Source organism: Psychrobacter sp. AOP22-C1-C5 (assembly GCF_052378885.1).
Lineage (GTDB): Bacteria > Pseudomonadota > Gammaproteobacteria > Pseudomonadales > Moraxellaceae > Psychrobacter.
This window is the reverse complement of sequence record NZ_JBQSYC010000001.1, coordinates 40,979-61,596: the sequence shown is the minus strand read 5'-3', so window position 1 is coordinate 61,596 and position 20,618 is coordinate 40,979. Positions and strand designations below refer to the sequence as shown.

Below are 20,618 nucleotides of genomic sequence, written 5' to 3'. Positions count from 1 at the left end.
AATCAGCCATGACTCCTAAGTTTCCTATGACGTTGCTTGCGCAAATTGATGATGTGGCTGTTTTTCAAACGGCGGCGTTTATCAGTGATGATGTTAATAGTCCTCACTTAAAGAATGGGCAAATAGAATCGGACAACCAAGCCAGTTACGGCGAGCTAAACTTAGGATTACATGTCAAGGACGATGCGTCAAAAGTATTGAATAATCGCATGCGTTTATTGACTGCCATTAACGAGCAAATAGCTGGTATATCTTTAAAGACTGAGCAACCTACAAGCATCAAAAGCTTGCACTGGGTTAGTCAAGTTCATGGCAAACACATTTATGATGTCGATGCTACTGCACTAGGTATGAAGCCAATGCCCGCTGATGCGATAATTAGTCAGCAGCAAGGTCTTGGTCTTGCCATAATGACAGCTGATTGTGTTCCCATCGTATTATATCAACCAGCAAGTGGTCAGATTGCAGCAATTCATGCAGGCTGGCAAGGGCTGGCATGCGGTGTTATTCAAGCAACGGTTCAGCGTTTTAGAGAGTCTGGGCCGATAAGTGCTTGGATTGGCGTTTGTATCAGTCAAGAAAACTATGAGGTTGGTCGCCAAGTCCGTGACCAATTGTTAGCAGGCTGCGTAGAAACTCAGTCATTAACGGTATCTGATATTGAGAATTTTGACCAACTGTATGTTGTAAATAGCGAGGCAGACAATGCTGATAAGCTCAAACTTGATCTACCAAAGCTGGCTGCCGATCAATTAAAGACGACTGGCGTAACGTTAACTGGTGGACTGCCGAAGCATTGTAGTTATGCTGATAATCGATATTACTCTTATCGTCGTCAGACACATTTGAACCAGCCTGCTACGGGACGTATGGCGCTGGTGATTGTTCGTGGTCTTTCTGCGCATTGATAAAAGTTATTTATTGATAGAAGCGATGTAACGATGGTTATCAATTGACAATAACAGCGCAAAAAAATAGCAGACTTAATATAAGTCTGCTATTTTTTATTCATAAACTATTGATTTTTTAGCATACAGAATCACTAGATTTTGGTACAGACAGCCCAAATAACGGACGCAGATATAAGGCTAAGAAAGTCCCTGCCATTGCCATGATGCCCCAAATATAACCATGAGCACTGAAAGAGGCAATGCCGCCAAAGTAAGCACCGATATTACAGCCAAAAGCAAGACGTGCGCCATAACCCATCATTAATCCGCCAATCACGGAAGCCGCAAAATTGCCTACAGTAATCTGGGTAAATTTGAATAAGCCGCCTGCTGCTGAGGCAATAAAAGCACCGATAATAATACCGATATTCATGACCGTGGTCGAATCAGCAAAGATGGAAGCATTCAGCGCAGCTGCATTTGTTCCTTGCCAATAGCCCCAGCTAGCAACATCAACACCAAAGGTGCTTGCAATTTTGGAACCCCATAATGAAAATGCAGAGGTTATACCCCATGGTTGACCACGCGTAATCAATGTTAAAGCATTAAGTATGGCCAAGACAATCGCTGCTGCGAATAGAGGCCAAGAGCCGCGAAAGACGCGCTTCCAACCTTTTTCAGTTGGCACAGGTGCCATCTTAGGGGCTTTGGTTTTTTTCTCAACAATAAGTGTGACCCACGCAATCACAGCAAATAATGCCAAAGATACCATCCAGGCGCCACTATAACCAAGACCCGTAGATGTCGCTAAAGAAAAAGGGGCCAAGGAGGGCATCTCTTCTGTCCAAAAAGGTAAATGATAAGCACCAATAGTTGCACCAATAATGAAGAATATAAAAGTAATAAACATCACTGAGCGTCCACCACCGACTGCATAGAGCGTACCAGAAGCACAACCGCCACCCAGCTGCATACCAATACCGAATACGAAAGCTCCTACGAGTAAACTGACGCCAACTGGTGACACATAACCTGCGACCGATCCTCCAAAAAGGGTCGTACCATAAGCAAGAATAGGGGCGAATAAACTAACAGCAACTGCTAACATTAACATATGAGAACGCATTGCTTGTCCATTGCCCACTGACATCAGACGCCTAAATGCAGAGGTAAAACCAAAGCGCGCATGAAACAAGGTATAGCCGAGCAATAAGCCAATAACAAAAAGTAGGGGCTGGGCCATAGGCTGAGTATTGAACAGATAAACCAACATAATAAATCCGGCAAGCGCGCCGCCTACTACCAGTAGCTTCTGTGGGTCATTTAAAGTCAGAGTACCTCTAGAAATCGGGTCTAGTGTATCGTTCACAGGTTGGACTTTCATCGTTGTAGTAGCCAAGGGAATACATCCTTCTCTGATATATGGTTTCAGAGTTAATCGTTTGAAATAGTGTTTTGGAATATTTAAATGAGATATTCAGGGATAGTCGAATAAGCGCCCTATGATAAACCTGTTTTTTAAAAGGGTGACAAAAAGAGAGGGAATTAGCATATTCTATTATGGAATATAATAAAGACTGACATGAGGAGTCGACTATATCTCTTTGTCTGGTGTATCGTTTGTTTGATTTTGCATTTGGTTTAGTCGTTGACAACCATCGAGATAGGCTGGGTAATGATTTATTAAGAAGAGTTATATTGTTAGTGCGTTAATTAAGTTTTTATAAATATAGCAGCTGAGATAAGGTTGAATTTATAAAAGCTTACCTCATATTGATTACTACGTTTACTACCTTATATCGTAGCCAGTGATTTATAGCTAAATAAATAAGATATTTATAAAATACGTTTTTAGCATTTTAAAAAAATAATACCATAGTCTGCTCAAGATAGACTGCATACCAAATAGGCGAATAAAGGTGCTGCAAATAGTAGCCTGATTGAGTCCGACGCCGTATGCATTTTATATGAGATTGACTATATTCAATCAATCCATTATTAGAGTTTGTATGAATACATCTGTCGAATCGTCTTTAACATCCGGGCCCACTGATAACTCACCTAATGTGTCTATTGCTGTCATTTTTCACAGCAATTATGGCCATACTAAGCGAGTCGCTGAAGCAATCGTCAAAGGCGCACATCAGCAATTGCCAGAGGCACAGGCTAAAGCTGTCGATGTCCATGATGTCGATTGGGAGTATTTGGACCAAGCCGATTTATTGGTATTCGGTAGTGCTGTATATATGGGCAGTGTGACGGCTGAATTTAAGACTTTTATGGATGAAACCTCAAAGCGTTGGTATCATCGCAAATGGGAAGGCAAATGGGCTGCCGCTTTTGCGAACTCTGGTGGACTCAGCGGTGACAAACTTGCCGTATTACAGCAGATTTCTTTATATGCGATGCAGCACGGTATGAATTGGATTGGTTTACCATTGATGCCGACAGGTCATGAAGTGCATGATTTAAATCGGCTATCCAGCTTTTTGGGATTAATGACTCAGTCACTTGATGGACCACCTGAAGAGACGCCAGGGGTTGGCGATATTGATACGGCTGTCTGGTTTGGCGATCACTTAGCCAAAACTATCATCAAACATCAGCCAGCTTCTTCAAAAAGTTAAGACAAGTTGATACGAAATCGCTCGTTTCATTTGTGAAATAAAAAAACAGATATCAAATTGATATCTGTTTTTTTTGTTTTACTGAGCATATTTTATTGGCTATTACTTTGTCCGGCAATGGTTGTAGTGGGAGTCGCCGTAACAGGTATAGGACTGTCGACAAATTGAAACGATTGGCAACCAGTAAATAGCATTGTCGATGATAGTAAGCAGGTCAGAGTAAATGACTTCATAATAGAATCTCAAAAAGCGCTCAATGACTGTAAAATTATGCTTGTTACAAATAACTAAGCTGTTAAGTCATAACATAATAAATATCTAACGGGGTTTAAAATATAAAAAAGCGCCGAATGATTCACTGGGCGCTTCTTTAAACATACTATTTGGGACTAGATGACCATACTGGTGAGCGGATGACGCCTTGGCCTGACTTACCGAATGCTTCACCGCCATTAAGGGACTTGATGGTCAGTACGCCTTTGCCGCCTTGCTTTGATGCGTATACCACGCGCTTACCGTTTGGCGAAAAGCTTGGCGCTTCATCAATACCTGTGTTACCTAAGTTTGCCGTCACAGCGCCGTTGCTATTCATGATGGCAGCTGAGCGTCCGTTTAAAAAGGCAATTTGTGAACCATCGCTACTGTATCGCGGGCTAGTAGCATAACCACTATTGGATACCTTGGTTGTACGTCCTGAGCCAAACTCATAACGATAAATCTGCGGTTTGTTAAATCCTGCTCGATCACTGACGAAGACAAAGGACTTGCCATCAGGGGCATAGCTCGGTTGTACTTCGCTGCTCGGCCAGTTGGTGAGTCTTCTAGGCTGACCACCACTGGCGCTTATTTCATAAATATGCGCGCTACCTTCAAAGCTGCTCGAAAATAACACTTTGCTGCCATCAGGTGAAAACGAAGGACTCAAGTTACTGCCAGAAAAAGGCGTTAATGGCGTGGCACCACCACCGCTGACATTTTGTACATAAATAATAGGATAGGACTTATCGCGTTGTACCGAATAAGCAATACGGTTACCATCGGGTGACCATGTTGGCGCAAATATAGAGCCTGCGACTTCAGTAATGGTTTTGGCATTTTCACCGTCTGCATCCATGACTTTCAAGCGTGATACTTTTTCTTTTCCAGCGCCAATTTCTTCAATATAAGCGATACGCCCTGAAAAATCGCCTGGAATACCCGTAATAAGCTCATACACTTTATCAGAGATAACGTGACCGGCGTAACGCATGCTGTCTTTATTATTGTCAGCCGTTAAGCTTTGTTTGCCTTGAATCACCCGGCCAGATTTGACATCGATAACCTCATAGTCAGTCACAACTTTACCACGATTGGTACGGGTACTGCCAACCACAAGGTAAGGAATCCCCATACTTTGCCAAACGGGTAGTGTACCTGCCAGCTCGCTACTACTATGCGGCTGCTGAGGCAGGTTTTGGCTGGTGACTTTGAGCTCTGATTTACTCAAGTTGTTTAAGATGATAGGCGATAAAACAGAATCACCTGCAAACGGTACAAATGCAACTTGGTTTTGTTGAACAGGAATTTCATAATCCAGCTCTAAAACAACAGGTGCGGCAAGCACGCTTGGAGAAATAAGGAAAGTGGAAACGCTGGCGAGCAAAGAGGCTAATAGTTTCTTATGAGTACGCATGAGTCAGTTGAGCTCCTAAAATAGTATGGTTATCTTTTTTATAAGTAATAGACCTGTCATCATGATAAGGCCGTAGATTCTGCGGTAGTAGCCGATTAACGTCACGTTATCAATAATTTACGTTATCAATAATATAAAACATGAGCAACTGATTAATTACTGCCTTTAAATTGTATGGTAAAAGTAGGGTATTTTGGGTCGTCGGCATCAATCGGTAATGTACCTGTTGCTAATACCGCTTGCTTGGCAGCTTCATTGACGGCGCTATCAGGTCCTGAAGCAGAGACATTGACGATGCTTCCGCTGGCATTGACAGTGATAGTCAAAGTAGCGCTTTGAGTTGAGCCTCTCGCTGCGGTAGGCGGATTATAATTACGTTTGATTAAGCCAACAATTTCGCTGTTGCTTGCGCCGCCGCGACTACCGCTTGAAGCGGATCGACTACTGCCCTTGGAGAGGCTAGACGTGGCCGTATCGCCAGAAATGCTAGATTGACCATCTGACAGACTAAATGTTTTCCCTGAGCTGCCAGCACTGATGTCTATATTGCGGTCACTGGCAGTGGGGCGGGTAATCTTTGGAGGATTGTTTTGTTTACTACGTAGGTCTCCAAGTCGCTCTCGTTCTTCTATACGCTGTTCTCTTTTATTCTGGTCAATTTGATCGTGCTCTTCGGTCACCGATTCATCTAGTTGCGCGGCCCACTCAGCCATACGTCGCTCATAGTCTTGATTCTGATCAAGTATGCGCTGACGCTGATCTTCACTCATTAGCATTGGCTGGCTGGCATCATCGGAGCGTGTAAAAACAGGGACAGACTGAGAGTTTGGTTGGTCGAAGCTTTGCGTGCCAGCGCTACTATCAAAACTTTCGGTTTGCATTGTACCCGTTGCACCGCTTTCAGCCTGCATGGCACTGGTTGCTGCTGCACGATTGGCCAAGATTTGTCCTTGCATCTCAGCCAACTGTTCAGGTGAAACCATGACCGTCTCAATACTGCTAGCAGTTTCTACTTCAGTGTGTTGATAGGTATAAATGAGAACGCCAATCACAAGACCATGTGCTAGCAAACTGAGTAGCGTCGGCAAGGTTAGACCGTTGCCTTCAGGTTGGGTCGGCACATAAACGATCGGAGCATTATGCATGATTGGGATACTCAAGGGCGAGGTTCATCAAATTATCTGCTTAAAATTATCTTTTTTATTATAACAAGTTAGGCTAAAAATAGGCGTCATTGTAATGAGGGCGTCGGTAAGGGCGCGCCCGTCAATAGACCAACTTTTTGAATGCCTGCTTGTTGTAAAGTTGCCATCAATGTCATGATGGCACCATATTGATTGTTTTGGTCAGCATTAATCATGACTTGTAAGGGTTGAGCGCCAGCTTCACTGCTTTGACTTTGTAAGGTGGATAAGGTATCAATCAGTTCTGGTTCACTCATGGGCAAATCGATGTTGTTTTCGTAACTGATAAAAATCTCACCGCTATCCGTTAAAGACACAATGACGGGTAGCTGGCTTTGGCTCATAGTATTGGTTTGCTCTTTTGGCAAATCAACATCGACGCCAGTAATCAGCATTGGTGCTGTGACCATAAATATCACTAGTAGTACCAACATCACGTCGATATAAGGAACAACGTTCATCTCCGCATTTAGCGCTTTTTTTTCACGGCGATAGGGACTTTGTTTCATAACCCTGTCACCTGATGGTTATCAGCTGCGGTGTCTCTACCTGTGATAATTTCTGCGCTGGTCTCACGCTGAAGCATGCCCGTCATCTCATCGCAGAATAACGCACGTGAGTCATATAGACGACTCGACTTGGCTGTAAAGTGATTGTAGGCGAGAACCGCAGGGATAGCAGCAAATAAGCCCATGGCAGTGGCGATTAACGCTTCTGCAATACCAGGTGCGACAGAAGCTAGCGTCGCTTGCTCAGTTTGAGACAATCCTAAAAACGCATTCATGATGCCCCAAACAGTACCAAATAGACCAATATAAGGGGCTACCGAGCCAATACTTGCAAGCGTCGTCAATCCTGACTCTAGCAATTGCTGCTGACGACCTAAGCCAACGCGCAGTTTACGTTCAACCCCGTCAATGATGTCGTCTTTGGGTTGGCGCTTCTTATGCATTCTTAAATATTCAGAAAATCCCACATAAAATATTTGCTCAAGTCCTTGGCGTTCAGGCGAGCCTTGCACGCCTTGATACAGTTTGGCCAAATCTTCACCTGACCAAAACCAAGTTTCAAACTGTTGATCGAAGCTTTTGGCTGTACCGAGTCGCGCACTCATGCGAAAGATAATCACCCAACTTAGTAAGGAAGCCAACAATAGTAATGCCATCACAATCTGCACCAAAAGACTGGCTTGGGTAATAAGGTCGATAATATTTAATGATTCAGGCATGTATGGGACTCATGGATAATGGATAATAATTGGCATGGTGCGACACGCAGACCAAATAGGACCTACTAATTAAAAAATGTTATGACCAGCAGTATATGTACTGATTGTGGATACTGCTATTAGCCGCCTAGTGTACTGCTAAATGCAGAAAAGGTCATTTATTAAAGTGTTAAACACCCAATAATACCATTTATATTTCTACTATTATATTTACAGAATATGTATATCATACATAGATCATCCAAAATCAAAAAAACCATCCTAATAGCACTGCATATTTTTCAAAACAGGCCCACTATTATAGGTATATCTAAAACCTTGTTTGGCCGCAGCAAGCGATGAGCCAGAAAAACAGATTTATACCCATTAGGCATTGGTAATGATTGAATTTGTAGCGTAATTTCTCTAAAATGTTGCACTTTGTTACCGCTGTCTTTTTATCATGACGTCGCAATTTTTGCTGACGTCATATTTATTTTAGGCACCAATAAATTTGTTCTTTCACTAGCAAGCTGGGCGCGACACTATGAATGCAATTGAACGCTATTTTGGGATTAACGGTGAAAACACCACAGTCAAAACGGAAATCCTTGCCGGTATAACCACTTTTTTGACCATGGCTTACATCATTTTTGTGAACCCCAACGTATTGGCTGAGGCTGGTATGGACAAAGGGGCAGTGTTTGTTGCCACCTGTTTAGCAGCCGCAGTCGGCTGTTTTATTATGGGTATCTATGCTCGATTGCCTGTGGCGCTAGCACCAGGTATGGGTCTCAATGCTTTTTTTACCTATGGTGTCGTACTGGGTATGGGCTATGCATGGCAAACGGCGTTAGGCGCAGTTTTCCTATCGGGTTGTTTGTTTATTATTTTAAGTTTATTCAAGATTCGCGAGTGGATCATTAATGCTATTCCAACAAGCCTTAAGCAAGGTATTGTGGCAGGTATTGGTGCTTTCTTAGCGTTCATCGCGCTCCAAAGCTCAGGTATCATTGTTGGCCGCGAATCAACCTTGTTGATGCTCGGTGACATGAGCTCATTTGCGCCTATGATGGCAGCGTTAGGCTTCTTTATCATTATTGGTTTGGTCTACAAAAAAGTGCCAGGCGCTGTCACGATTGGTATTTTAGTCATTACATTGATTAGCTTGTTGACAGGGCATACGCATTTTACTGGCATTATGTCAGCGCCACCATCCATCGCACCAACGCTTATGCAGCTTGATATTGCGGGTGCATTCGACGTTGGTATGATCAGCGTTATCTTCGCCTTTTTATTCGTCGATTTATTTGATACAACGGGTAGCTTAGTTGGTATCGCCAGTAAAGCAGGCCTCATTGATAAAGACGGCAATATTCCTAATATGGACAAAGCCTTATTGGCCGATTCAACGGCGACTGTGACAGGTGCTATGCTTGGTACGTCATCGACGACCAGTTATATTGAAAGTGCGTCTGGCGTGGCGTCTGGTGGACGTACAGGTCTGATGGCAGTGACCGTCGGCGTCTTATTTGTCCTGAGTATTTTCTTTGCGCCATTGGCTGGTATGATTCCCGCGTATGCCACAGCGGGTGCGATTTTTTATGTGTCGGTCTTGATGTTATTTACACTAAAAGATATCAACTGGGAAGACTTAACGGAAGCCGCGCCAGTCGCTGTGGTATTGCTGTTGACACCGCTTACGTACTCCATTGCTGATGGTATTGCGCTTGGTTTTATTACTTTTACAGCGGTAAAACTCATGACAGGTAAATTTTCTGAAATTACAATTCCAGTTTGGGTATTGACGATTATTTTGTTGGCTAAGTTGGTACTACTTTAAGCGTTTATTAGCGCGTTTCTCGCTATTATATTTGTAATTAAGCCCTTTTTACTCTAAAAAAGTGAAAAGGGCTTTTTTTGGTGTAAGGAGTAGTCGAGTTATCTTTGATTTTGCAAGTATTTGATTTAAAAATAATTAATTTAAAATAGTAAATAGGAAAATATAACTAAAGCGTCATGTTGGGTAAACTGCTGATAATTGGTCATTTTTTAGTATGATACAAATTTATAAAAATGATAAATAGTGTTAGTTTGAAAATTTTTTTCATGCTAACATGCCCAAGTTAAGCGCATCACCTCAATCAACGCCGTAGAGGTTTTTCTTACAGTGAATTAGCGTCAAATAAGATGACAGATTTAGACCTAGTCAAAACGATACTTAGTCTTCGTTGTTTTGATCAAGCGCTCGACATATCTGACCATCACACTCCTTTCACTACTAACAAGAAGAAGGCACTAATGCCGCTTAACTGTTTGTTGCCTTTGTATTGTTAACGTAGCCCGTTTAACACGCGAACGACCTACTTAACCACTTCCAGCCTATGCTGGATTTTCCCGTTTTGTGATGGCGCCGTTTGGTCTTTTGATTATTGCTATGAGTATCAGTCAATGACCACTATTCTATTTAATAGCGGACACAGGCATTTATGCATCATGGTCAGACTTCCTAAAGCACCATTTATAATGGTTTTTAAACGATAGTTATGGAGTTGTTATGAACCCAGTAGATCAGTTTACCCCGCAAAAGCCAATTTTATTTAACCCTGTCAATTTGCTGTCGCCAGAGTATATCGCTCAATCATCACAAGAGCTGCATGCGCGTATTTCGCCATTATATAGCGTCGATGAAACCAGCTGGCTGTCTAAATTATTGCCATTAGCCAAACCTAGCGATGAAGAACGCAATGCGGCAGCTGAGCAAACGCGCCAGTTGGTTGAGCATGTGCGTAATGATGGCAAGGCTGTCAAAATGGTTGATTCGTTGTTGCTTGAATACAGTCTTGATACTCAAGAAGGTATCTTGCTGATGAGCTTGGCAGAAGCCTTGATTCGAGTGCCAGACAACTACACAGCTGACGCCCTTATTCATGACAAAATGAGTGTGGCCGACTGGAAAAAACACATAAAAGACGACAATGGTTTTATGGTCAATGCCTCATCGTGGGGCATGATGATGACGGGCCGTGTGGTGAGTATTGATAGTAACACCACAGCGTCAGGGTTCTTGGACCGTATGACCAAAAAAATGGGTGAACCAGTGATTCGCAGTGCAATGCAAAAAGCCATGCGTATCATGGGGCATCAGTTTGTGTTGGGTGAGACCATTGAAAACGCAAACAAAAACAGTCAGCCGTATCGCAATAAAGGGTATACCTATTCGTTTGATATGCTTGGCGAAGCGGCCATCACGCATAGAGATGCCGAAAAATACTTCAACGACTATCTGCATGCGATTAGAGCTACTGCTAACATCAAAGTTAAAGAAGGCATGCCAAAGCCATCAGTCTCTATCAAACTATCTGCATTGCATCCTCGCTATGAAGCCACTCAAGAAGCCCAAGTACTAGGATTGTTGCGTCAACGCTGTTTGCTGCTTATTGAAGCGGCACGCGAAGTCAATGTGGACATCAGTATCGATGCAGAAGAAGCCGACCGTCTTGAGATTTCTCTAAAACTGTTTGAATCTTTGTACCGTGACAACTTAACTGCCAATTGGGACGGTCTAGGTTTGGTTGTGCAAGGGTATTCTAAGCGCGCTATCGCTGTTCTTGCTTGGCTTGCTCGCTTGTCAACTGAGGTCGGGGACCGTATTCCAGTACGTTTGGTCAAAGGTGCATATTGGGATACTGAGATCAAACTTGCCCAGCAAAAAGGGCTATCTGGTTATCCTGTTTGGACGCGTAAAGAAGGAACGGATACCGCTTATCTTGCGTGCGCGCGCTTCTTATTATCAGACCATCTACGTGGACTGATTTGGCCGCAGTTTGCCACTCATAACGCGCATACACTCGCGTCAATTATGACCATGAGTCAGCACAAAGAGTTTGAGTTCCAGCGTCTACATGGTATGGGTGATGCGCTCTATGATCATATCCTACAAGCTTATAAAATCCCTGTTCGTATTTATGCGCCCGTTGGTGCCCATAAAGATTTGCTACCTTATTTGGTACGTCGTTTGCTAGAAAATGGTGCCAACAGCTCGTTTGTTCACCAGTTATTAGACAAATCTTATCCAATTAATAAGCTAACAGTACACCCTTACGATAAGCTGCTTACCAATGCCACATTGCACAATCCAGATATCCCATTACCAGCACAAATTTATGGTGCAAGGCGCGCAAGCTTTGGTCCTAATATATTTGTAGAGTCGCAGTGGCTTCCGTTTAAATCAGCTATCGACAGTCATTTGCACAAAACCTGGTCAGCGACTTCTATCGTTAACGGTGAAGCAATTGATGAATATGAAGTGGATGGCGCTATCCAAAAACTGGATGTTCAGCAAGTGCGAGCCCCATGGAATCATGAAGTAATCGCAGGTGAAGTCACATACGCTAATGCAGCACTTGCACGTCATGCTATTGATGTGGCGGTCGCTGGACAAAGCGTATGGCAAACCGTGCCAGCTGCTAAGCGTGCTGCTATATTACGCAAGACAGCTGACCTGTTTGAAGAAAACTACGCTGAATTGATGGCATTGTGTCAAGTTGAAGCTGGCAAGACCATGCAAGACAGTATTGATGAGATTAAAGAAGCCGTTGATTTCTGCCGCTTCTATGCTGATGAAGCGGAGCGTCTGAACGCCAAGGTGCATGAGTTTACAGACCTGAGTGGTAAGCTGTCGCGTCAAGTTTATAAAGCGCGTGGTACTTTTGTTTGTATCAGTCCTTGGAACTTCCCGTTGGCCATTTATACTGGTCAAATCGTGGCAGCTCTAGCAGCGGGTAATACGGTAGTAGCAAAACCTGCCGAACAAACCAGCTTGATTGCTCATTTTGGTGCACAGTTGATGTATCAAGCGGGCGTACCAGCAGAAGCGTTGCAATTGGTGATTGGTGCAGGGGACGTTGGTGGTGCATTGACAGGAGCTGATAATATTTCAGGTGTTATTTTTACTGGTTCAACACAAACGGCACAACGCATTAATCAAAGCTTAAATAACCATGCTCAATCTAGTGGTGAGTTGCCTGTATTTATCGCTGAGACTGGTGGTCAGAATGCCATGATTGTCGATTCAACCGCGTTGCCAGAGCAAGTGGTTAGAGATGCTGTACTATCAGCCTTTGGTTCAGCAGGTCAACGTTGTTCAGCGTGCCGCATATTGTGTGTGCAAGAAGAGATGGCGGACGATTTGATCGAGCTATTGCAAGGAAATATGGCGGAGCTGGTCGTGGGGAACCCGCTATATGCGGCCACAGACGTAGGTCCAGTGATTGATAATGATGCTAAGCAAGGTCTTGAAGATCATATTGAGCGCATGAAGGCTGAACCAACTGCCAGTATCATAGCTCAGACACCAGTGAGTGCCAGCTCAGTCGTCAGCCAAGAACGCTCTACCTTTGTCTTGCCAACAGCGATTGAAGTAAAAAGTATCGATGTGATTGGTGGCGAACACTTCGGCCCAATCTTGCACGTACTGCGTTATCAAGCGCGTGACTTAAACAAACTGATCGATGCCATTAATAGTACAGGATTTGGTTTGACCTTAGGTATCCATAGCCGTATTGAAAACACGGCTGAACATATCGAGCGTCGTGCTTTTGTAGGAAACACCTATATCAATCGTAACCAAATTGGGGCAGTGGTAAACGTGCAACCATTTGGTGGCTGTGGTCTGTCTGGTACTGGTCCAAAAGCTGGCGGCCCGCACTATGTCGCACGTCTGATGCAGCTAAGTACTGAATCATCAGCAACTGAGCAAGCAGTGATTGAAAGCAATACAACCTCAACCATTCAAACAGAACTCGCATAAGGAGTAGCAACATGGCGACTGAATTCAAAAAAAATCATGCCCAGGTTTGTGAATCTTGGCGTTTGCTTGGCGCAGTGAATCGCGCAGCTTATCTACAAGCGGCCGTGCCAAAGCTGGCTTTGCTGACAGGTGATGCCAATAAAGCAAAGCGTCTGTTCAATCACTTGTTGAGCGCAGCACCCAGCTTGGATGAGATGCATCGTATGACTGGTGCAACTGGCGAATCCAATGATCTGTACGTTACCGCTCGTGGCAAGACCATGGTGATAGGTGGTGAATCTGCTAAAGCTATGGCAGTGCTCGGGCAACTCGTCGCAGCACTATTGACAGGCAATGAAGTGATTCTACATTGTCCAAGCCAAGATGAGATGTGTCATGAAGCGGCAAAAATACTTTATGAGACAGGTATCAGCGATGACGTGTTGAGTGTGGCTAACGATTCGCAAACAATCACGCTCTTATATATCGATCGTCTTGCACAAGTTGCTGTCTCTGGCAATCGAAGTGAAGTGCAAGCCATCAGTCAAGAACTTGCTAAAACAGATGGTATCTTGACTCAGGTCATCAGTGTCACTGATATGGAAGGCTTATCAGAGATGCTAACACCAGACTATCTTCACCGCTTCGTCACGGAGCGCGTCAAAACAATCAATACCACTGCTATCGGTGGTAATGCTAGCCTGCTTGAGCTTGGTACCGAGTAAGTATTTTAGTCGTAGTTTCGCTTAGTTTTAATAAAGGCTAAGCGTTACTACTATCATATAGTTGATGCATTCTAAAAAGGATATAAAGGGCTACTGGGATAAATTTTACGAAGCCTCTGGAAAGTGAAGCTCACAGCAAGCGAGCAAAGTTTATACCAGCAGAACGCTATTTTAAACACAATTCTTTTATAGTAAATTGACTGTATGAAAACTTAGAAAACAAAAAACCGATATCTGAGTAGTATTCAGACATCGGTTTTTTTATGTTGATATAAAATCGGTTGGTTTAAACGAATATAAACTTACTCAGCAAAATCAACCCATACCCAGCCGTTTTCTAACCACTCGCTTAGATCGTCTGGATCAATGCCTGTCACATCACTGTGTGTCAAATGTTCGCCGTTAGCCAAACGGATAAGAACAGACATAGTAGCGTCGTCAAGACCATCAACGCGCTGACCATTTGCGTAGAGCGTCATACCATCGTTAGTCTGGCTATAAATCAGACGATTGCTATAGTCCGCTTGCAGTATTGCGCCTTCAGTCAAAGCTTGCATTAGCTCATCAGTATCTAACGTCTCCTCTGGCATAAGCGCATCATATTGACGTTTGCTTACCACTTCAGACACCGCTTGACGAATAATATGATCACCACGCTCAGATTGCAGGAGCTGTAATAATTGGCTCTTAATCGCTTCAATACTATTGGCTTGCAACTCACCTGATGATTGCATGGCTTGCGGTAGCAGCATTGGAACAAACAAATCGCTATCATTGGTGGCGATATCAGCCATACTATCAATGATTTGCATTAAGTTCGGGCGGCGACAACCAAAGGAGAAGGTTAGGCAATCATCTTGCGCAACGCCAAAGTGAGACAATTTTGGCGGTACATAAAGCACGTCACCCGCTTCTAATATCTCATCAAAAACAATCTCGCCCATATCATCAAACAGTCGAATCGGCTCATCAGCGACGAACTCTGTGTCTTTATCGCAGAACTTGCCCAACTGCCAACGGCGCTGTCCATAACCTTGAGCCAAAAATACATCATAGTCATCATAATGTTTGCCAACTGAGCCACCTTTAGGCGCATAAGAGACCATAATGTCATCACGTTGCCACTGTGGAATGAAATCAAACGCTTGCCACAGTTGCCCAAGCTCAGGCGACCATTGTTCAAGGTTTTGTACCAGTACCGTCCACTGTTCTGGTAGATTGTCAAAATCTATTTCAGTCAATGGGCTTTTTTTAAGTTGCCATTGTGGTTGACCGTTTTGCTTGGTTGCGGCTTGAGTCAACAGACGTGCCGAAGCATCTTCTTCAATAGCCAGACCCAGTATGTCTTCTGGCTCAAACATATCAGCGAGTTGCGGTAAACCTCGTTTGATCAAAAGAGGTTTCTTTTGCCAATATTCTGATAAAAATTGCTCAGGCGTGATGGATTCTGGTAAACAAAGGAATATAGAGCTCATGGATAAATCCGTATTTTTGAATGAAGATGAGATGAGTAATGAATGCTTTATAGGAGAGTTTTAATAGTTTATGATGATCCTCTATCTGATGACTCTTAGCTGAGCATCTAATCAACCATAGGTAATTTATGAAAAATTTACATTTTATCGTAATCATCGCTAGCATGTTTTTATTACAAGCCTGTGTGCACAAGATAGTGACAGTGCCTGCTAAAGTCGCTTATAAAACCACCAAAGGCGTGGTCAAAGGCACAGTTGCGGTGGGCAAAGCCATTATCCCTGGCGACAGTAGCGATAAAGATTAGAGTAGAAAGGATAAAAACTCTACTATCTAGCTATTATTTGGTTCTACTCGCTTGAAACAGCACAAAACTCGCCGCAATCAGCCCACCAAGCAATGCTATAGCCATATCTTTGTGGGCGTCCCAAACATCACCTTGCTGACCATTATAAGCTTCTGCCGCTTCTGGTGACAAAGTCATCGCAATGCTCCATTCGATTAGCTCGTAGAGTAGGCTCGATGACATATTCATCATAAGGGCTAAAACGATTAACCGTTTTGTTGAGTGAATGGCAAAACTAGATTTTGCGCTTTCAAACATCGCACTAAACAGCAGAAGTCCGTAGCTAAAATGTACAAGGCGATCATACATATTGCGCTGCCAACCAAATAGCTCACCTAAACGTACACCAACTAGCTGCTCTATCCAATCATCATAAGGCACATACGAATATAAATAACGTGCACCTATGATATGAATGATTAAAAACAATGAAGCGAACGTATAAGAGCGCGAACTAATATAACGATAGTGGTAAGCAAGCAGCATCAATGCTAAAAACAGCAAGGTACCGAGCTGATGTAGCAGGTAGCTTGACCACTCCAGCGGCTCAATGCTTGCCAACATCATAACGATGAATACCGCTATAGTGCTGACAATTATTGGTTTATATTGACTATACATGGTCATGCATATCATAGTAATGCATTGTGAGCGCCTACTTATTTCTTATTAAAGCTTGGTTATCCATTCTTTAATAGTGCGTGCTTGTTCAGCCGCATTGCCTGTATAGGTGGCAGGTGTCAATGCGCGCAGGCGTGCTTTATCGGTATCGCTAACGGCAGACAACTCGTCACTTTCAACAAAGGTTAGCATGGCTTCACGAGTCATGGCATTACCACGGGTCAAAGCTTTTAGTTTTTCGTACGGATTTTCCACGCGATAGCGACGCATGACGGTTTGAATCGGTTCTGCCAATACTTCTTGTGCTTGATCCAAATCATCATTTAAACGCTGGGCATTTAATTCAAGCTTACCAACGCCTTTTAGACACGCATCAAAAGCAATCATGCTCTGTGCCAAACCAACACCGATATTACGCAAAACGGTTGAATCTGACAGATCACGCTGCATACGTGAAATTGGCAGCTTTTCACCCAAATGTGCGAGCATGGCATTAGCAACACCTAGATTGCCTTCTGAGTTTTCAAAATCAATCGGGTTGACTTTATGTGGCATGGTAGAAGAACCCACTTCACCGTCTTTCAGGCGCTGTTTAAAATAGCCTAAGCTAATATACTGCCAAATATCACGGTTAAAATCGATCAAAATAGTATTGAAGCGCTTGACTGCATCAAACAATTCAGCGATATAGTCGTGTGGCTCAATTTGCGTGGTGTAAGGGTTAAAGGTCAATTCTAAACGCTCATCAATAAACTGCGCTGCGTGCGTCTGCCAATCCACATCAGGATACGCTGAAAAATGAGCGTTGTAGTTACCAACCGCGCCATTGATTTTACCCAGCAGCTCTACTTGACCGATTTGCTTAATTTGACGGGCTAAGCGATAAGCCACGTTTGCCATCTCTTTACCAAGGGTCGTTGGACTCGCCGTTTGACCATGCGTACGTGACAACATAGGTTGGTCAGCGTGCGCAATGGCCAAATCTACAATACTATCAGTCACTTGCTGCATTTTAGCCACTACGATATCACGGCTGTCTTTGAGCATTAGCGCGTATGACAGATTGTTAATGTCTTCGCTGGTACAAGCAAAATGGATAAATTCTAAAGAATCAATCAGTGCATCCTGACCACGGAATTTGTCTTTGATGAAGTATTCGACCGCTTTAACATCGTGATTGGTCGTCGCTTCGATGTCCTTAATCGCTTGAGCATCCGCTTCGCTAAAATCATCAACAATGCTATTTAAAAACGCATTGGTGTCTGCATCAAACGCTGCCAACTCACCGATCGCCTCATTATCCGCTAATGACTGTAACCAGCGAATTTCAACTGTAACACGGGCTTTAATCAGACCGAATTCAGATAGATAAGGGCGCAAGCTGTCAGCTTTGGACGCATAGCGACCGTCGATGGGGGATAGCGCGGTAAGTGGAGTCATAGCAATACCTCAAACGTTATAGGAAAGGAACATTATCAAAAAAATATTAAAATACAAATAAAAAAGTGGGACTAAAACCCACAAGGCGCATCTATAGAGGCGATCACTCCGCCGCCTAAACACACCTCATCTATATAGAAAACTGCTGATTGGCCGGGTGTCACGGCGCGTTGTGGCGCGTCGAATACTACGCGAACTTCACTGCCATCGGCATTTGTCGCTAAAACTTGACAGGCTTGGTCTGGCTGACGATAGCGAGATTTTGCCATACAGCGTAAACCTTTGTCACTAAAGATATCAGTAGGCGGCAGATCTTCAATCCAGTCAAGTTTATAGGCGCGCAGCTCATTGCTCATCAGCATAGGATGTTCGTGCCCTTGACCGACGATCAAACGGTTTTTATCTAAGTCTTTTGCCAATACAAACCATGGCTCCTCAGGACGATCTTTGACACCGCCAATACCAATGCCGCCGCGTTGACCCAGCGTATAGTACATAAGTCCATCATGAGTACCGATGACTTTGTTGTCATCCGTCATGATGTCGCCTTTTTGCGCAGGCAAGTATTGTTGCAAGAAGTCTTTAAAACGGCGCTCACCAATGAAGCAAATACCCGTAGAATCTTTCTTTTTTGCGGTAATCAAATCGTGTTCTTCGGCAATTTGACGCACAAAAGGTTTTTCAAGCTCGCCAACGGGAAATAGCGTTTTGGCAATTTTGTCACCGCCCACAGCATGTAAGAAGTAGCTTTGGTCTTTGTTATTATCAAGGCCACGTAACAGCTGGGCGACTGTTTCGTCATTAGCATTAATATAATTCACACTACGACGAGTATAGTGACCCGTCGCAATATAATCAGCACCAAGTGTCAGTGCGTAGTCTAAAAACGCTTTAAATTTGATTTCTTTATTGCATAAAATGTCAGGATTGGGCGTGCGACCCGCTTTATATTCTGCCAAGAAGTGCTCAAAGACGCGATCCCAATATTCCATAGCAAAATTGGCAGTATGTAATTTGATACCAATCTTGTCACACACTGCTTGCGCGTCTGCTAAGTCATCCATTGCTGTACAATATTCAGTACCGTCATCTTCTTCCCAGTTCTTCATAAACAAACCTTCCACCTTAAAGCCTGCTTGCTGAAGCAAGACGGCTGATACAGAAGAATCGACACCACCTGACATACCAACGATGACATGTTTGGTATTAGGTGCATCAATATCTGCAAGGGTTAATGGGCGATGGGCATGAAAACTGTCTGAGTTTGGGGCAATGGCTGACATAGAGCGGCTCAACTATTTATACTTTGTCCAAAATCTATAGTGGTTCTGAAAATCAATACATGGGCTATGATCGATAGCCTTAGCATTTTGACAGTTCCGGTTAGTCTTTTGAATTTGGTATTATGATAAAATAAGCGTCATATTATACCAGTTAATTGAAACTGGTGGCGACCTATGGCATTTTAGTGTGAGCAAAACCGCTTCGAAAATTCAGATAGCGGTTTTGAATTATTTTAATCACATACAATCAATTTGGAATAATAATGATAAAAATCGGTCAAGGCATTGACGTTCACGCTTTTCACAATAATGGACAGCAGCAGCAATATGTCATCTTAGCAGGCGTGCCTATCGAACACACCCATAGTTTGCTGGCACATTCTGATGGTGATGTGGTGCTCCATGCGCTGGCAGATGCGTTGCTAGGAGCTCTGGCGTTTGGTGATATCGGTCAGCATTTTCCAGATACCGATGCGGCGCACGCTGGTTTGGATTCTCGGGTACTGCTACGTTATGTCTATAGCAAAGTACAAGAGGCAGGATATAAACTGGGCAATGCAGACATTACCGTCATGTGTGAACGCCCAAAGTTGGCACCTCACAATCAAGCAATGCGTGATAATATCGCAAGTGACTTGCAAACGGCGGTTAGTAATATCAGCGTTAAAGCCACCACTACTGAAAAACTCGGTTTTACGGGACGCCAAGAAGGCATCATGGCCAACGCCGTGGTATTATTGGTTCCTAACGTAACCGATGTTTAATGGCTGTTCATTAAGCCAATATGTCAATCATGCTTGTAATACTGGAGCTATTGCCCCATGTATCAGCCATATTGTTACCCAATTATTTAATGTACTGACTTATCAATAGGAGTTTTTATGAGTGAGCAAACCCCAAATACTGCTACAAACGATGTCGAGCAGTTGATCCGCGATCAAATCAAAGACAATAAAGTCATTCTTTATATGAAAGGCACGCCGCAATTTCCACAATGTGGTTTTTCTGCTCGTTCTATTGAAGTATTGACTCAAATCGGTCGTCCATTTGCGTTTGTAAACATCCTAGAAAACCCAGAAATCCGTGCGACGTTGCCAAAGATTGCCAATTGGCCAACTTTCCCGCAATTGTGGATCGATGGTGAATTGATGGGCGGATCAGATATTATTTTGCAGATGTATCAATCAGGTGAGCTAAAGCCGTTGGTTGAAGCCAACAGTCCTGCTGCTTAATGTTTAAGACTGTTTATGCGACTACTGCTTATATGATTATTTTAAATTTTCTCTAAATAAGTAGTACCTAAACCAGTTATATTATTGAAGTAAATTACAACGAACCCAAATGGTCTTATCACGGCTG

The 20,618-nt window shown here is 43.4% G+C and carries 17 protein-coding genes; 8 read left to right on the top strand and 9 right to left on the bottom strand.

All coding sequences use genetic code 11. From position 1 onward, the window contains the following. The first annotated feature begins 8 nt into the window (after positions 1-8). Complete coding sequence (locus ACT3TH_RS00255) at positions 9-908, top strand: polyphenol oxidase family protein (protein WP_444753857.1); 900 nt, start codon at positions 9-11, stop codon at positions 906-908. A 118-nt stretch (positions 909-1,026) separates the two neighbouring features. Here ACT3TH_RS00255 and ACT3TH_RS00250 read toward each other — a convergent pair whose 3' ends face one another. Next, positions 1,027-2,289 (bottom strand): YeeE/YedE family protein, encoded by a 1,263-nt coding sequence (locus ACT3TH_RS00250; RefSeq protein WP_444753856.1) that lies wholly within the window; start codon positions 2,287-2,289, stop codon positions 1,027-1,029. Between the two features lie 610 nt (positions 2,290-2,899). Between ACT3TH_RS00250 and ACT3TH_RS00245 the strand changes: the two genes are divergently transcribed. Continuing rightward, complete coding sequence (locus tag ACT3TH_RS00245) at positions 2,900-3,517, top strand: flavodoxin family protein (protein WP_444753855.1); 618 nt, start codon at positions 2,900-2,902, stop codon at positions 3,515-3,517. Between the two features lie 379 nt (positions 3,518-3,896). Here ACT3TH_RS00245 and ACT3TH_RS00240 read toward each other — a convergent pair whose 3' ends face one another. The 4 genes from ACT3TH_RS00240 to tolQ all read right to left on the bottom strand — a co-directional run bounded on the left by ACT3TH_RS00240 (position 3,897) and on the right by tolQ (position 7,601). Then, positions 3,897-5,189: a translocation protein TolB gene (locus tag ACT3TH_RS00240; protein ID WP_444753854.1), complete on the bottom strand. Its 1,293-nt coding sequence runs from the start codon at positions 5,187-5,189 to the stop codon at positions 3,897-3,899. Between the two features lie 152 nt (positions 5,190-5,341). After that, entirely contained in the window at positions 5,342-6,334 is a 993-nt protein-coding gene (locus tag ACT3TH_RS00235) for a cell envelope integrity protein TolA (RefSeq protein ID WP_444753853.1), read from the bottom strand. Positions 6,335-6,420: 86 nt separating this feature from the next. Continuing rightward, positions 6,421-6,882 carry a protein TolR gene (tolR, locus tag ACT3TH_RS00230; RefSeq protein ID WP_444753852.1) on the bottom strand — a complete coding sequence of 154 codons (462 nt, stop codon included), beginning with the start codon at positions 6,880-6,882 and terminating at the stop codon, positions 6,421-6,423. Further along, positions 6,879-7,601 (bottom strand): protein TolQ, encoded by a 723-nt coding sequence (gene tolQ / locus ACT3TH_RS00225; RefSeq protein ID WP_444753851.1) that lies wholly within the window; start codon positions 7,599-7,601, stop codon positions 6,879-6,881. The genes tolR and tolQ overlap by 4 nt, the downstream gene beginning before the upstream one ends. A gap of 526 nt (positions 7,602-8,127) precedes the next feature. Here tolQ and ACT3TH_RS00220 point away from each other — a divergent pair. The 3 genes from ACT3TH_RS00220 to ACT3TH_RS00210 all read left to right on the top strand — a co-directional run bounded on the left by ACT3TH_RS00220 (position 8,128) and on the right by ACT3TH_RS00210 (position 14,096). Continuing rightward, the gene (locus tag ACT3TH_RS00220; protein WP_444753850.1) at positions 8,128-9,423 is read left to right on the top strand and encodes an NCS2 family permease; all 1,296 of its coding nucleotides are present in this window, start codon (positions 8,128-8,130) and stop codon (positions 9,421-9,423) included. Positions 9,424-10,137: 714 nt separating this feature from the next. Beyond that, positions 10,138-13,392 carry a bifunctional proline dehydrogenase/L-glutamate gamma-semialdehyde dehydrogenase PutA gene (putA, locus tag ACT3TH_RS00215; protein WP_444753849.1) on the top strand — a complete coding sequence of 1,085 codons (3,255 nt, stop codon included), beginning with the start codon at positions 10,138-10,140 and terminating at the stop codon, positions 13,390-13,392. Between the two features lie 11 nt (positions 13,393-13,403). Further along, positions 13,404-14,096, top strand: coding sequence for a 1-pyrroline-5-carboxylate dehydrogenase (locus ACT3TH_RS00210; RefSeq protein ID WP_444753848.1), 693 nt, complete (start codon positions 13,404-13,406; stop codon positions 14,094-14,096). Positions 14,097-14,398: 302 nt separating this feature from the next. Here ACT3TH_RS00210 and ACT3TH_RS00205 read toward each other — a convergent pair whose 3' ends face one another. Next, on the bottom strand, positions 14,399-15,571 hold the full coding sequence (locus ACT3TH_RS00205; RefSeq protein WP_444753847.1) for a JmjC domain-containing protein: 1,173 nt from the start codon (positions 15,569-15,571) through the stop codon (positions 14,399-14,401). 128 nt (positions 15,572-15,699) lie between these two features. On the opposite strand from ACT3TH_RS00205, the gene ACT3TH_RS00200 reads away from it, so the two are divergent. Next, positions 15,700-15,876 (top strand): NF038104 family lipoprotein, encoded by a 177-nt coding sequence (locus tag ACT3TH_RS00200; RefSeq protein WP_444753846.1) that lies wholly within the window; start codon positions 15,700-15,702, stop codon positions 15,874-15,876. Between the two features lie 33 nt (positions 15,877-15,909). Here the strand turns inward: ACT3TH_RS00200 and ACT3TH_RS00195 are convergent, their stop codons facing one another. From ACT3TH_RS00195 to mnmA, 3 genes are all read right to left on the bottom strand, one after another. After that, complete coding sequence (locus ACT3TH_RS00195; RefSeq protein ID WP_444753845.1) at positions 15,910-16,542, bottom strand: DUF2238 domain-containing protein; 633 nt, start codon at positions 16,540-16,542, stop codon at positions 15,910-15,912. A gap of 42 nt (positions 16,543-16,584) precedes the next feature. Continuing rightward, on the bottom strand, positions 16,585-17,976 hold the full coding sequence (gene purB / locus ACT3TH_RS00190; protein ID WP_444753844.1) for an adenylosuccinate lyase: 1,392 nt from the start codon (positions 17,974-17,976) through the stop codon (positions 16,585-16,587). A 71-nt stretch (positions 17,977-18,047) separates the two neighbouring features. Continuing rightward, complete coding sequence (gene mnmA / locus ACT3TH_RS00185) at positions 18,048-19,160, bottom strand: tRNA 2-thiouridine(34) synthase MnmA (protein WP_444754258.1); 1,113 nt, start codon at positions 19,158-19,160, stop codon at positions 18,048-18,050. 362 nt (positions 19,161-19,522) lie between these two features. On the opposite strand from mnmA, the gene ispF reads away from it, so the two are divergent. Together ispF and grxD are read left to right on the top strand one after the other, a co-directional pair. Continuing rightward, the gene (ispF, locus tag ACT3TH_RS00180; RefSeq protein WP_444753843.1) at positions 19,523-20,023 is read left to right on the top strand and encodes a 2-C-methyl-D-erythritol 2,4-cyclodiphosphate synthase; all 501 of its coding nucleotides are present in this window, start codon (positions 19,523-19,525) and stop codon (positions 20,021-20,023) included. 117 nt (positions 20,024-20,140) lie between these two features. Then, positions 20,141-20,491 carry a Grx4 family monothiol glutaredoxin gene (gene grxD, locus ACT3TH_RS00175; protein WP_444753842.1) on the top strand — a complete coding sequence of 117 codons (351 nt, stop codon included), beginning with the start codon at positions 20,141-20,143 and terminating at the stop codon, positions 20,489-20,491. The last annotated feature ends 127 nt before the right edge of the window (positions 20,492-20,618 follow it).

What these genes read in the sequence shown, in the direction of transcription:
- ACT3TH_RS00255 (WP_444753857.1), top strand. Translation starts at nt 9, where the DNA reads ATGACTCCTAAGTTTCCTATGACGTTGCTTGCGCAAATTGATGATGTG.
- ACT3TH_RS00245 (WP_444753855.1), top strand. Translation starts at nt 2,900, where the DNA reads ATGAATACATCTGTCGAATCGTCTTTAACATCCGGGCCCACTGATAAC.
- ACT3TH_RS00240 (WP_444753854.1), bottom strand. Translation starts at nt 5,189, where the DNA reads ATGCGTACTCATAAGAAACTATTAGCCTCTTTGCTCGCCAGCGTTTCC.
- ACT3TH_RS00235 (WP_444753853.1), bottom strand. Translation starts at nt 6,334, where the DNA reads ATGCATAATGCTCCGATCGTTTATGTGCCGACCCAACCTGAAGGCAAC.
- tolR (WP_444753852.1), bottom strand. Translation starts at nt 6,882, where the DNA reads ATGAAACAAAGTCCCTATCGCCGTGAAAAAAAAGCGCTAAATGCGGAG.
- tolQ (WP_444753851.1), bottom strand. Translation starts at nt 7,601, where the DNA reads ATGCCTGAATCATTAAATATTATCGACCTTATTACCCAAGCCAGTCTT.
- ACT3TH_RS00220 (WP_444753850.1), top strand. Translation starts at nt 8,128, where the DNA reads ATGAATGCAATTGAACGCTATTTTGGGATTAACGGTGAAAACACCACA.
- putA (WP_444753849.1), top strand. Translation starts at nt 10,138, where the DNA reads ATGAACCCAGTAGATCAGTTTACCCCGCAAAAGCCAATTTTATTTAAC.
- ACT3TH_RS00210 (WP_444753848.1), top strand. Translation starts at nt 13,404, where the DNA reads ATGGCGACTGAATTCAAAAAAAATCATGCCCAGGTTTGTGAATCTTGG.
- ACT3TH_RS00205 (WP_444753847.1), bottom strand. Translation starts at nt 15,571, where the DNA reads ATGAGCTCTATATTCCTTTGTTTACCAGAATCCATCACGCCTGAGCAA.
- ACT3TH_RS00200 (WP_444753846.1), top strand. Translation starts at nt 15,700, where the DNA reads ATGAAAAATTTACATTTTATCGTAATCATCGCTAGCATGTTTTTATTA.
- ACT3TH_RS00195 (WP_444753845.1), bottom strand. Translation starts at nt 16,542, where the DNA reads ATGACCATGTATAGTCAATATAAACCAATAATTGTCAGCACTATAGCG.
- purB (WP_444753844.1), bottom strand. Translation starts at nt 17,976, where the DNA reads ATGACTCCACTTACCGCGCTATCCCCCATCGACGGTCGCTATGCGTCC.
- mnmA (WP_444754258.1), bottom strand. Translation starts at nt 19,160, where the DNA reads ATGTCAGGTGGTGTCGATTCTTCTGTATCAGCCGTCTTGCTTCAGCAA.
- ispF (WP_444753843.1), top strand. Translation starts at nt 19,523, where the DNA reads ATGATAAAAATCGGTCAAGGCATTGACGTTCACGCTTTTCACAATAAT.
- grxD (WP_444753842.1), top strand. Translation starts at nt 20,141, where the DNA reads ATGAGTGAGCAAACCCCAAATACTGCTACAAACGATGTCGAGCAGTTG.